The sequence below is a fragment of the Streptomyces sp. MB09-01 genome, assembly GCF_033794505.1.
GTDB lineage: Bacteria > Actinomycetota > Actinomycetes > Streptomycetales > Streptomycetaceae > Streptomyces.
Genome location: NZ_JARAYQ010000245.1, coordinates 1 through 11,963 on the forward strand (window position 1 = coordinate 1; position 11,963 = coordinate 11,963).

The window sequence follows — 11,963 nt, forward strand, 5'->3', positions numbered from 1 at the left end:
CCGCAGCCCCTCTCCCGTCGGCTGACACCCCTTGGGTCCCGGGAGCGCCGTCCCCAGCCGGGGGCGGCGCCGGTCAGTCATGGGAATCCGGCGTTCAGCACGCGGCAGGCGTCCTTCCGGCGACCCGGTTCACCCGCAGTACACGCGGAATCCAGCGGTCCGCCGGAGATTGTCGGTGGGGTTTGCCGCGCGGGCGTGATGTGATGGGCACATGATCGATGAGTTCCTTACCCATGGCCTGCCGGATGTGGAAGAGGCCGTCCGCAAGGCGGCGGCGATCGAGATCATGCCGAGATTCAGGCAGCTCGCCGAGCACGAGGTCGACGAGAAGAGCGGCCCCCACGACCTGGTGACCGTCGCCGACCGCAAGGCCGAGGAGCACCTCACGGCCTCCCTGACGCGCCTGCTGCCCGGCTCGGCCGTGGTCGGCGAGGAGGCCGTGCACGCCGATCCCACGGTGTACGAGGCGCTGCGCGCGGACGCCCCGGTGTGGATCGTCGACCCCGTGGACGGCACCCGCCAGTTCGTGAACGGCGACCCGGCCTTCTGCACCCTGGTGGCGCTGGCCCTGCGCGGGGAGATCCTCGCCTCCTGGACCTTCGCCCCGGCCCTGGAGGAGCTGGCGACCGCCGTGCGCGGGCAGGGCGCGTACGTCAACGGCGAGCGGATCCACAGCGGTTCGCCGGAGGCCGGCGCCGCGCTGCGGGTCGCCATCGCCCACCCGCTCTACACCTCCGACGAGAACAAGCGGACGCTCGCCCGGCTGGACGTGCCCGGGGTGGCGGCCAGGCCGTGCGGCTCGGCGGGCCTGGAGTACCTGAAGGTGGCCCGCGGCGAGATGGACGCCCTGGCCTTCACCTGGCCGTCGGCCTGGGACCACGCGGCCGGGCTCCTGCTGGTCGCCGAGGCCGGCGGGGCGCAGAGCACGGTCGCGGGTGTCCCCTTCCGGGTGGACCGGGACAACGCGCTGCCGTTCGCCGTCGGACGGGACGAGGCCACCGCCGTACGCATCCGGGAACTCCTCCGCGGCGTCTAGACGGCCTGAGCCCCGCCCGGACCGGACCTAGGGGTGTCCAGCCCGGCGTGCGGGGCGCAATATCCTGGAGGCGCAGGCGCCGCCGGAAACGAAGGAGTCGCAAGTGCCGTCGATTCTCGATGTGGTCGTGGTGGGGGCGGGGCCCAACGGGCTGACCGCCGCCGTCGAACTGGCCCGGCGCGGCTTCTCGGTGGCCGTCTTCGAAGCCGCCGACACGGTGGGCGGCGGCGCCCGGACCGAGGAGCTCACCCTCCCCGGCTTCCGGCACGACCCGTGCTCGGCGGTGCATCCGCTCGGCGCCGGCTCCCCGGTCTTCGCCACGATGCCGCTGAAGCGGTACGGGCTGGAATGGCTGCACGCCCCGCTTCCGATGGCGCACCCCTTCGACGACGGCACGGCCGCCGTCCTCTCCCGCTCGGTCGCGGAGACGGCGGCGTCCTTCGGGCCGCGGGACGCGGGCGCCTACCGGCGGCTCGTCGGGCCGTTCCTCGGCAAGTGGGACACCCTGGCCCGGGACTTCATGTCCCTGCCGAACACCGCGCTGCCCAGGGACCCAGTCACCCTCGCCCGCTTCGGGCTCGCCGGCCTGCCGCCCTCCACCTGGCTCCTGCGCCGCTTCCGCGACGAGCGGGCCCGGGCCCTCTTCTCGGGGCTCGTGGCCCACGTCATCGCTCCGCTCGGCGGGATCGGCACGGGCGCCGTCGGCCTGGTCTTCGCGCTGGCCGCGCACGCGAACGGCTGGCCGGCGGCGCGCGGCGGCTCGCAGTCCGTCTCCGACGCGCTCGCCGCCTACCTGCGCGACCTCGGCGGGACGATCCACACCGGCTTCGAGGTCAAGCGGCTCGACGACCTCCCGCCGGCCCGGGCGTACGTCTTCGACACCTCACCGACCGCGCTGGCCCGGATCGCCCGGCTGGGGCGCGCCTACGACGGCTACCGGTACGGCGCCTCCGTCTTCAAGATCGACTACGCGCTGGACGGCCCGGTCCCGTGGACCGCCGAGGAACCGCGCCGCGCCGGCACCGTCCAGATCGGCCCGCGCACCCGCGACATCGACGCCGCCCTGCAGCTCGCCTCGGGCGGCCGGGTCCCCCGCAACCCCTTCCTCATCACCGCGCAGCCCAGCCTGGTCGATCCCGGCCGGGCACCCGAGGGCAAGCACGTGTTCTGGGCGTACGGGCACGTACCGGCAGGCTGGGGCGGCGATCTCACCGAAGCCGTCGAGCGCCAGCTGGAGCGCTTCGCCCCCGGCTTCCGCGACCTGGTCCTGGCCCGTGCCACCGCCGGCCCGCCCCAGCTCGCCGCCCGCAACCCCAACTACGTCGGCGGGGACATCGCCTGCGGAGCCGCTTCGGGGCTGCAGCTGCTGCTGCGGCCGAAGATCTCCCTCTCCCCGTACACGACGGCCCACCCGGCGGTCTTCCTCTGCTCGTCGGCGACCCCGCCGGGCCCGGGGGTGCACGGCATGTCCGGCCACAACGCCGCCAAGGCGGTCTGGCGCCACCTGCGCACGGACACCTGAGGCCGGCCCCGGAGGCGGTCGTGGGTCCGGGCAACGACACGGACGACAGAGGAAGGGTGCCTTTCTTCGTCGGCCTGTGCGTCGCGGCGATCACGGCGGCGTCCACCGCGATATTTGGGGCACGAGGCGAATCGATGCTCACCGCGGGACTCGGAACGGGCGCGCTCGGCCGCCTTTTCACCGCTGCGTGCAGGCATCGCACAAGGCACGCATCAATGGGCGGGGGCCCCGGGCGCCGTGACGGCCGGCCGGGGGTACCGCTCGCGAAAGGACTTCCGATGGTCCGCATCACCCTGGTCCTCGGCGACATCACAGCCGAGAAGGCCGACGCGATCGTCAACGCGGCCAACTCCTCGCTCCTCGGCGGCGGCGGGGTGGACGGCGCCATCCACCGCCGGGGCGGGCCGGAGATCCTCGCGGCCTGCGAGGACCTGCGGCGCTCGCACTACGGCAAGGGACTGCCGACGGGCCGGGCCGTCGCCACCACGGCCGGCAGACTCGCCGCCGGGCACGTCATCCACACGGTGGGACCCGTCTGGTCGCGCGAGGAGGACCGGTCGGAGCTGCTGGCCTCCTGCTACCGCGAATCGCTGAGGATCGCCGACGAACTGGGGGCCCGTACGGTCGCCTTCCCGGCCATCTCCACCGGCATCTACGGCTGGCCCATGGACGACGGGGCACGGATCGCGGTGGAGACGGTGCGGGCGGCCCGGACCGAGGTGCAGGAGGTCCGCTTCGTCCTCTTCGACGCGGCCGCCTTCGCCGCCTTCGAGACGGCGGTCGCGGGCGCCTGAAGGCGGCCCGGCCGCGAACCCGAACGGCGGCCGGGCTTTCCCCCGTATCGACGACGCCGGGCGCGTCACCGCCCTCGCGGCCACCGACAAGGTGCCGTTCGTTGCCGACTGCGGACGCCGACGGCGGCGTGGTCTCCATGGAACGTCCTGCCGACTCCGCCGAGCGGGCCAGGCCAAGCGGGTGGCACACAGGAGATCGAGCATCCCGACGCGGCCGTGACCAAGCCTCAGGTCCTCGGCCGGTCGGCCCGGCCCCTCGGGGCCATGCAATCCCCCGGCACCGGGGTCCGGCTTCCGTGCCGCCTGGTGGACCTACAACGCCCTGCGCAGCACCGTCACGCCGGCGGTCCATGCGCGAAACCGCTCCCGTTCCTCCGTCATTCCTCGGTCACCGGCGATGTCATTCACGGAAGACTCCTCGATCTCCTCGATGCGCCCGGGGCGGGCCGGGGGTAGGTCCTGGACTGTTTGACGCTGCCGTACGCGAAGCTCGACTCGATCGAGGCGATTCCGGGGATGGCGTGGATGCGGTGGCGCACCAGGGCCTCGTAGGCCTCCAGGTCCTCGATGACGACCCGGAGCAGGTAGTCGCTGCTGCCCGCCATCAGGTAACAGTCCTGGATGTGCTCGATGACGGCGACGTGCTCCTCGAAGAGCCGTACCGCCTCCGCCGTGTGGCGTTCCAGGCGGATCCGTACGAAGACGGTGACCGGGAGTCCGAAGGCCACCTGGTCGACCATGGCCGTGTAGCCGCGGATCAGGCCCGCCTCCTCCAGCCGCCGGACCCGGCGCAGGCAGGGTGACGGGGAGAGCCGGACGCGGTCGGCCAGGTCCTGGTTGGACAGGCGCCCGTCGGCCTGCAATTCCCGGATGATCTGCAGATCGACTGCGTCCACGGCCACTCCTTGGCAGATTCTGCCCCAAACGTATGTCCGAGAGGCAGAACTGGCAATCGGCTGCCCCGCCCGAAGCCCTAGCGTTGCCCCGGAACGGACCGGACCGGTCCGAGTCCCAGAGGCTGGAGCAATTTCCTTGGTCGCGACGCACACCACCCGGGCGACCGTGCCTCCCGATGCGGCGGGCCCGCGTGCCGGACACCCCGGCCGGCGCGGGCTCTCCCCGCGGTTCCTCCCGCGGCTCTCCCCGCAGGCCGAGGGCCTGCTGGCGCTGCTGGTGACCGTGGCGATCTGGGCGGCCTTCGCGCTCAGCGCCCGCGCCCTGAGTGCCTCTTCCCTGCTGCCGGCCGACGCGGCCCTGCTGCGCTTCGGCGTTCCCCTCGTCGTGCTCCTCCCCGCCCTGTGGCGGCGCCGTCGCCGCATCGCCGCGGTACGGCCCGGCGCCGCAGCCAAGATCATCTGCGGTGCGGGGGTGCCCTTCTTCCTCGCGGCGATGCACGGCGGCGCCCTGACCTCCGCCGCCTTCGTCGGCTCGATCGTCCCCGGGATGGTCCCGCTCTTCGTCTCCGCGATCATGATCCGCCGTGGGCACGGGGTGCCCCGCGGCACGCAGACGGCCGGGCTCGCGCTGATCGCGGCCGGCGTCGCCGCCCTCGTCTGGCGCTACGTCGTCCCGGTGGACACCGACGTGCTCGCCGGTTCCGGCATCCTCCTGGTCGCCAGCGGACTGTGGGCCCTCTACACGGTGGGCCTGCGCGAGGTGGACCTCGATCCCGTCGGATCGATCGGACTGCTGTGCCTCCCCTCCTTCGCCGTGATCGCGGCCCTCGTCCTGACCGGGGTCCTCCCGACGGGCATCGCGCACGCGGCGGGCAGCGACATCGCGCTGTTCCTCGTGGTCCAGGGCGTCGGCGTCGGGCTGTGCGCCGGCCTGCTCTACGCCTTCGCCATCCGCAGGCTCGGCGCCGAGCGCAGCTCCGTCGTCGGCAGCCTGAGCCCCGTCGCCGTCGTCCTGCTCGCCATCCCCCTGCTCGGCGAGACGCCGACCCTCGCCGTGCTCGTCGGCGTCCCCCTCATCACCGCCGGCGTCGTCCTCGCCAACCGCCGCCCCAGACCCGAGGTTCCCGCAGATGCTTGAGCTCCTCCCCCCGCCGCCCACCGATCCGCTGTGGGACCTGACCTACGAGTTCGGCAGCGACGAGCGGCCCGAACGGCTGAACCTCGTCCTCGGGGTCTACCGGGACCAGACGGGAACCACGCCCGTCATGGCCGCCGTCCGCGAGGCCGAGATGCGCCTGGCGGAGCGCTCCGAGTCCAAGGAGTACCGCGGGCTCTCCGGGAACGCGGCCTTCAACCGCTCCCTGCTGGACCTGGTGCTGGGACCGGACGGGCCCGCCGACCGGGCCGCGGCCGTCCAGACCGTCGCAGGCTCCGGCGCGCTGCGGCTGCTGGCCGATCTCGTCTGCCGGACCCGGCCGGGCACCACGGTGTGGATCAGCGATCCGGCCTACGTCAACCACCGGCCCATCCTGGAGGCCGCCGGGCTGAAGGTCCGTACGTACGGCTGGCGCGACGCCGAGGGCGGCTTCGACACGGCCGGCGTCCTGCGGGAGCTGCGGGAGGCCCGGCGGGACGACGTGGTGCTCCTCCAGGGGTGCTGCCACAACCCCACGGGCGTGGACCCGCTGCTGGACGACTGGGAGGCGCTGGCCGAGTCGGCCGTCCGCGGAGGCTGGGTGCCCTTCGTGGACCTCGCCTACCACGGGCTCGGCGACGGCCTGGAGGCCGACCTGCTGGCCACGCGGATGCTGGCGGCGCGCGTCCCGGAGATGCTGATCGCCGTCAGCTGCTCGAAGAACTTCGGTCTCTACAGCGACCGCGTCGGCTGCGCCATCGTGCTCGGGTCCTCGGCCCAGGCCGTGCGGCACGCCGAGACGGCCCTGCAGAACGCCGCCCGGACGCTGTACTCGATGCCGCCCGAGCACGGCGCGGCGGTCGTCACCACGATCCTGGAGGACCAGGGGCTGCGGGCCGCCTGGCGCGCGGAACTGGACGTCATGCGGAGCCGGATCATGGCCAACCGGGCCGATCTGACCGCCCACCTGAGCGCCCTGGGCTGTGCCGAGCAGGCGCGCTCCCTCGCCCGGCAGAAGGGGATGTTCTCGATGCTGCCGCTGACCGCGCCGCAGATGCTCCAGCTGCGCAGGCAGTACGCCGTCTACGGCACGACCTCCGGGCGGATCAACATCGCGGGCGTCCCGGCGCACCGCATCCCCTGCCTCGCCCGGGGCATCGCGGGAGTCCTCGGCACGGCCGACGCGCTCCGGGCCGTGCAGACGGCGTAGCCGGGGAGAAGCGGTGCCCGGCCGGAACGACGGCCGGACACCGCTCGGGATCATCCGGGATCATCCGGGATCACCCGGGATCACCCGGGGTTCAGGAGACGGTGAGGAACTTGGCCACGCTCGGGACCCCCTGGGCGTCGAGGGCGAAGAGCATGTAGTTGCCCGGCAGGACCACGCCGGTGTCGGCGGGAACGGACACCGTGTAGGAGTTGGTTCCGGTGGCCGTGGACACCAGGGGGACCCGGCGCTGGTCGTTGTCGGTGGAGTGGGTCGCGGCGGCGGCGCGCATCAGGACGAACGACGCCACCGGGCCCTCGGTGCCCACCGTGAGCGAGGTGCCGGGGGCCGTCCTCGAGGGCACGCCACCGGAGATGACGGGACGCGGCTTCGGCGTGCCGTCCGCGTTCAGCAGGTACGGCGGTGTGAAGACCGCACCGTCGGCGTGGTTGGTGGCGCAGTCGCCGCACAGGCCCCCGCCCCCGGAGAAGATCCGCCCGTCCGGCAGCAGGTTGGCCACGCTGTGGTAGTTGCGCGGCACGGCCATCGAGGCGAGCGGCGTGAAGGCTCCGGTCGCCGGGTCCCACAGCTCGGGCGTCAGCACCGAGGTCGCGTCGCTGAACGGCACCGGATAGGCCTGCCCGCCGAAGACGGCCACCTTGCCGTCGGGCAGGACGACGCTGTTGCTGAAGGCGCGGGCGTGCTCCATGTCCCCGGTGCGGGCGGCCTGCGCCTGGCCGCCCGAGACGCTCACCGTGTAGGCGCGCCGGGTGGCCGGGCTGTCCTGGTAGGCGGGGGAGCCGCCCAGGGTGAGCAGCTTGCCGATGTCGTAGGAGACGGCGTTGCCCGTCATTGCGTCCTGGCTGTCGGCCCGGGTGCCGGCGGCGGTGATGCTGCCCTGGCCCGTGGTCGAGATCCAGTTCATCTGCTTGCTCGGCCCCAGCTGCAGCACCTTGCCGCCCGAAGTGGCGTACAGCCACATGTGGTTGTCGGCCCGGTAGGGGCCGGCCGGATCCGCCGTCAGCGCGGGCACGGCGGAGACGCCCGGGAGCTTGCGCCAGGTCCGGGTGTCCGGCGACCAGGCCTCACCGGCCTTGTCGCCCGCCGCCCCGCTCCAGGAACCGCCCAGGACGAAGGCCTCCCCGGTGGAGAGCAGCGTCATGGCCTGGTAGCCGCGGGCGATGTTCATGCTGGTGGTGGCGGACCAGTCGTCGGTGGCCGGGTCGTAGATGCTCGCCTTCTCCGCGTTGCTGCCCCCGGTGACCAGCACCCGGCCGTCGGCGAGCATGGCGATGCCCGGACAGAACATGTCGTGGCCGGTGTTGTCGATGCGGCGCTGGGTGACCTTGCCGGTCTTCAGGTCCAGGATCGCGGTCTGGGTGTATCCGTTGCTGCCGCCGAAGCGGTCGACCGCGTACGCCGACCAGGCCAGCAGCTTGTCGCCGGGGAGGGCGGCGGTGGCCACGGGCACCAGCGGGAACCCGGTGATCCGGCCCCAGGAGCCGTGGACGGCCGGGCTGGCCGGCCCGCTCAGGCGGATCTCCGCGGCCGAGGTCCACGGGCCGCGGCCGCCGGCCTCGCTCGTCACGGTCAGACGTACGTAGCGGGTGTGCTCGGCCCGGGTGAAGGTGGCGGTCTTGACGGTGTCGTCGTCCCGCCAGGTGCCCGAGGCCACCGGCGCGGCGAAGGTGATCCCGTCGGTGCTGGTCTGGATGCTGTAGGCGCCCGCCCGCCCGTTGGGCCCGTCCGCGCGGGGGTGGTAGACGAGTGCGGAGACGACCGACGTGCGGTGCATGTCGATGGTGAGGGTGTGCGGCAGGGGAGCGGGGGTGCCGCTCCATTTGCTGTGCCAGATGGTGTCGGTGTTGCCGTCGAGCACGTTGGCCGCGCGGCCGTTCTCGCCGGTGGTCTCCTCGTCGCCGGCGGTGGCCGTCCAGCCGGTCCGGGACAGGTCGACGGTGGCCGCCGGGGTGCCGGGGTCGCCCAGTACGTCGATCTCGGCGGCGGAGCTCCAGGGCCCGCGGCCGCCGGCCTCGGTGAGCGCCGTGAGGCGCACGAACCGGGCGCCCTGCGGGGCGAAGCCCAGCGTCTTGGTGCTGGCGTCGTCCGCGAGGGTGCCCGTGGCGACGGGGGCTCCCCAGCCCTGTCCATCCGTGCTGAGGCTGATGCTGTACTCACCGACGCGCCCGTTGGGCCCGTTCGCGCGGGGGCGGTAGACGAGTGCGGAGACGACCGAGGTCTGCCGCATGTCGATGGTGAGCGTGTGGGGCAGGGGAGCGGGGGTGCCGCTCCACTTGCTGTGCCAGATGGTGTCGGTGTTGCCGTCGAGCACGTTGGCCGCGCGGCCGTTCTCGCCGGCGGTCTCCTCGTCGCCGGCGGTGGCCGTCCAACCGGTCCGGTCGAGGACGGGAGCCGTGGGTTCCAGCGCGTTCGCCGGCGCGATGCCGTGGTGCGGCGACTGCTTCGCCGTCTGCTGGTCCTGCGGGACGGGTGTGGGCCGGGGTGCCGGGGCCCGGCCGGCCGCCGTGCTGGAGACCCCGAGCCACGGGGTCAGGCCGATCAGCAGCGAGCCGAGGCCGAAGGCTATGAGCAAGTGGGAACGGCGTAACAGGCGTGGAAAGGCGAGGGAGCGCCTGGACTGCAATCTGACCTCCTGGGGCGACGGGACGTGCCCCAGAGAACATAGGTCAGGTCAAACGCAACTCTCCCGGAAAGAGGGAGAGTTGGCGTGAAGCGGCATTGCCGGTGGGATGTGCGCGGATGCGCGCGGTCGTGTGCGGAGTGTGCGGACACGACAGTCCCCGGCAGTTCCGTCGATTCCATGAGCCATCCGCCGTCGCCGATGGCTCCCCTGGTCGACAGATGCTGCCGGGGGCCTGGCCAGAGCCTGGACAAGGGTCACGCGGGCCTGAGGACGTCTCCCCAGGGAGGTGCGGCTCTATCCGGTTTTCCGGTGTATTGATGAGTCTCCTCCCTATTCATCCTTAGTCAAGACCTCGCCGGAAGTACGCTGAAAGAAATCCGCGTCGCGCTCGGAACGCGTCCGACGGAAGGTGTCGCGATGACCGCATGGCCGGTTCCACGAGGTCCGCGCGGGCCCGGTGCCACGGTCTGGGAGCCCGAGACGGTGACGGCCGACCCGTACAACGCCCAGACGCCGTCGGCCGCGCTCGCCGAGCCGGTCACCCCCGTGGGGGCCTTCTTCGTACGCGACCACTTCGGCATTCCGCGCATCGACCCCGCCCGGTGGCGGCTCCGGTTCGACGGCGCCGCCGCCGCTCCCTTCACCCTCGGCCACGCGGAACTCCTCGCGATGGAACACCGGGAGCTCGACGTGGTCGTGGAGTGCGCGGGCAACGGCCGCGGCCTGATGAGACCGCCCCCGCCCGGACTGCCGTGGAGCCAGCAGGCGGTGGGGTGCGCGCACTTCGCGGGTGTGCCCTTCCGCGCCCTCGCCGACCGGGCCGGGATCGATCCGGCGGCCGTGGAGATCGTCTTCACCGGAGCCGACTCCGGCACCGTGCACGGCCGCCCGGCGCCCTTCGAGCGCAGCCTCCCGCTCGCCGTGGCCCTCCACCCGGACACCCTCCTCGCCACCCGCATGAACGGCGAGCCGCTGGCGCCCGAGCACGGGGCGCCGGTCCGCCTGGTGGTCCCCGGCCGGTACGCCGTCGCCGATGTGAAGTGGCTCGTCGGGGCGCGGGCCGTGACGCACGTGTTCACCGGTGCCTTCCAGACCGAGGAGTACCTCTACGTCGCCTCGCGCGGCACCCCCGAGGGGCCCGTCACGACCGTGCGGGTCAAGTCGGTCATCACCGAGCCCGAGCCGGACACGGCCGTGCGCCGCGGCCACGAGACCCTGGTCCGCGGCCGCGCCTGGTCGGGCGGCGGGGTCCCCGTACGCAGCGTCGAGGTGCGGGCCGCGTACCAGGACGACGGGCCGGCCCTCGACGGCGACGGCGACGGCGACGGCGACGGGGGCCGGGGCTGGCTCCCGGCCGAGCTCGAACCGCCGGCGGGCCCCTACGCCTGGAGCGGCTGGTCGTACCGGTGGACGCCGCAGCGACCCGGGCCGTACCGGCTGCTGTCCCGCGCGACCGACGCCCACGGCGACACCCAGCCGGGGCGGGCCCCGTGGAACGCCCGCGGCTACGGCTGCAACCCCGTGGCCTGCGTCGAAGTGGTCGTCGTATGAGCCGGAGGTGCGGACCGGCGGCCGGTCGCCCCGCACCCGCCGAGCCTGCGCCCCGCCAGGCCCCCTCCACCGGACGCAGAGCCCCACGCCCCTGCCTCGGATAGGGTGAATCGGTAGGAATTCAGCCCCCCGGGGTGAGGTCGGTGCATTGGACACTTACCAGTCGACGAGCGAGGTGCCGGACCAGCCGGTGGCGGCTGTCGGGTACGCGGGCGTGCTCCGCGAGCTGCTGCCGCTCGCCCTGTGGCGCGAGGACGCCGACGGTCGCATCGTCGAGTGGTCGCTGGCCGCCCAGGACCTGCTCGGGCACCGGCCCGAGGACATCATCGGCCGCCCCGGCACGGCCGTCCTCGTCCCCGAGGCCAACCGGGAGCTCGCCGAGCAGCTGACCCGGCGCGTCCAGGCCGGCGAGACCGTCGTCGGCACCCTGCCCGTGCGCCACCGCGACGGCCACCGCGTCCCCATGGAGATGTGGATCGTGCCCGCCGTGGACCCGCAGGGCCGCACGGGCGCCATGCTCATCGCCGTGGAGACCTCCGAGGTCCTCCACATGCGGGACTCGCTCGCCGCCCTGCAGAGCCTGTTCACCCAGTCGCCCATCGGCCTCGCCACCCTCGGCCCCGACCTGCGCTTCCTCCGGGTCAACGACGCGCTGGCCCGGATGAACGGCGTCTCCGCCGCCGAGCACCTGGGCCGGCGGCTCACCGAGGTGGTGCCCGGGGTCAACGCCGTCGCCCTGGAAGCCACGATGCAGCAGGTCCTCGACCGGGGCACCGCCGTCGTCGACGTCCGCCGCACCGGGCGGACCCCCGCCGACCCCGAGCGCGACCGGACCTGGTCCTGCTCGTACGCCCCGCTGCTCGACGGCTCCGGCCGGGCCCTCGGGGTGATCGCCTCCCTCATCGACATCACCGAGGGCCAGCAGGCGCAGGCCGAGGTCGAACGGGCCCGGCACCGGTTCGCGCTGCTGGCGGAGGCAGGCACCCGCATCGGCACGACCCTGGACCTCCACCAGACCGCCCAGGAGATCGTGGACGTGCTGGTACCGCAGCTCGCGGACTCGGCCGACGTACAGCTGCTCGAAGCCGTACTGGGCCCCGACGAGGGCGTGGCGCCCGCCGCTTCCACCCGCGGTGTCCTGCGCCGCCTGGCGGCCCGCTTCCCCGACCCGACCGCCC

Annotated in this window: 9 protein-coding genes; 7 read left to right on the plus strand and 2 right to left on the minus strand. The window is 73.5% G+C overall.

Annotated elements, in window-relative coordinates:
• Positions 1-211 precede the first annotated feature (211 nt).
• The 3 genes from PV721_RS34625 to PV721_RS34635 all read left to right on the plus strand — a co-directional run bounded on the left by PV721_RS34625 (position 212) and on the right by PV721_RS34635 (position 3,352).
• Complete coding sequence (locus PV721_RS34625) at positions 212-1,036, plus strand: inositol monophosphatase family protein (protein WP_319731410.1); 825 nt, start codon at positions 212-214, stop codon at positions 1,034-1,036.
• A gap of 103 nt (positions 1,037-1,139) precedes the next feature.
• On the plus strand, positions 1,140-2,558 hold the full coding sequence (locus PV721_RS34630; protein ID WP_319731412.1) for an NAD(P)/FAD-dependent oxidoreductase: 1,419 nt from the start codon (positions 1,140-1,142) through the stop codon (positions 2,556-2,558).
• A 278-nt stretch (positions 2,559-2,836) separates the two neighbouring features.
• Positions 2,837-3,352 (plus strand): O-acetyl-ADP-ribose deacetylase, encoded by a 516-nt coding sequence (locus tag PV721_RS34635; protein WP_319731414.1) that lies wholly within the window; start codon positions 2,837-2,839, stop codon positions 3,350-3,352.
• 404 nt (positions 3,353-3,756) lie between these two features.
• Here PV721_RS34635 and PV721_RS34640 read toward each other — a convergent pair whose 3' ends face one another.
• Positions 3,757-4,248: an Lrp/AsnC family transcriptional regulator gene (locus PV721_RS34640; protein WP_319731416.1), complete on the minus strand. Its 492-nt coding sequence runs from the start codon at positions 4,246-4,248 to the stop codon at positions 3,757-3,759.
• A gap of 136 nt (positions 4,249-4,384) precedes the next feature.
• Here PV721_RS34640 and PV721_RS34645 point away from each other — a divergent pair, with 136 nt between their 5' ends.
• Positions 4,385-5,386 (plus strand): DMT family transporter, encoded by a 1,002-nt coding sequence (locus PV721_RS34645; RefSeq protein WP_319731418.1) that lies wholly within the window; start codon positions 4,385-4,387, stop codon positions 5,384-5,386.
• Complete coding sequence (locus PV721_RS34650) at positions 5,379-6,593, plus strand: aromatic amino acid transaminase (RefSeq protein WP_319731420.1); 1,215 nt, start codon at positions 5,379-5,381, stop codon at positions 6,591-6,593. Before PV721_RS34645 ends, PV721_RS34650 begins: the two co-directional genes overlap by 8 nt.
• Before the next feature lie 91 nt (positions 6,594-6,684).
• Here PV721_RS34650 and PV721_RS34655 read toward each other — a convergent pair whose 3' ends face one another.
• Positions 6,685-9,183, minus strand: a complete 2,499-nt coding sequence (locus tag PV721_RS34655; RefSeq protein ID WP_319731422.1) for a discoidin domain-containing protein — start codon at positions 9,181-9,183, stop codon at positions 6,685-6,687.
• Between the two features lie 468 nt (positions 9,184-9,651).
• Between PV721_RS34655 and PV721_RS34660 the strand changes: the two genes are divergently transcribed.
• Complete coding sequence (locus PV721_RS34660; protein WP_319731424.1) at positions 9,652-10,785, plus strand: sulfite oxidase; 1,134 nt, start codon at positions 9,652-9,654, stop codon at positions 10,783-10,785.
• A gap of 148 nt (positions 10,786-10,933) precedes the next feature.
• Positions 10,934-11,963 (plus strand): PAS domain-containing protein (locus PV721_RS34665; RefSeq protein WP_319731427.1); only part of this gene is annotated, 1,030 nt, incomplete at its 3' end.

Bases quoted from the DNA above. Each gene is read 5' to 3' on its own strand.
- PV721_RS34625 (WP_319731410.1), top strand. From the start codon at position 212: ATGATCGATGAGTTCCTTACCCATGGCCTGCCGGATGTGGAAGAGGCC.
- PV721_RS34635 (WP_319731414.1), top strand. From the start codon at position 2,837: ATGGTCCGCATCACCCTGGTCCTCGGCGACATCACAGCCGAGAAGGCC.
- PV721_RS34650 (WP_319731420.1), top strand. From the start codon at position 5,379: ATGCTTGAGCTCCTCCCCCCGCCGCCCACCGATCCGCTGTGGGACCTG.
- PV721_RS34660 (WP_319731424.1), top strand. From the start codon at position 9,652: ATGACCGCATGGCCGGTTCCACGAGGTCCGCGCGGGCCCGGTGCCACG.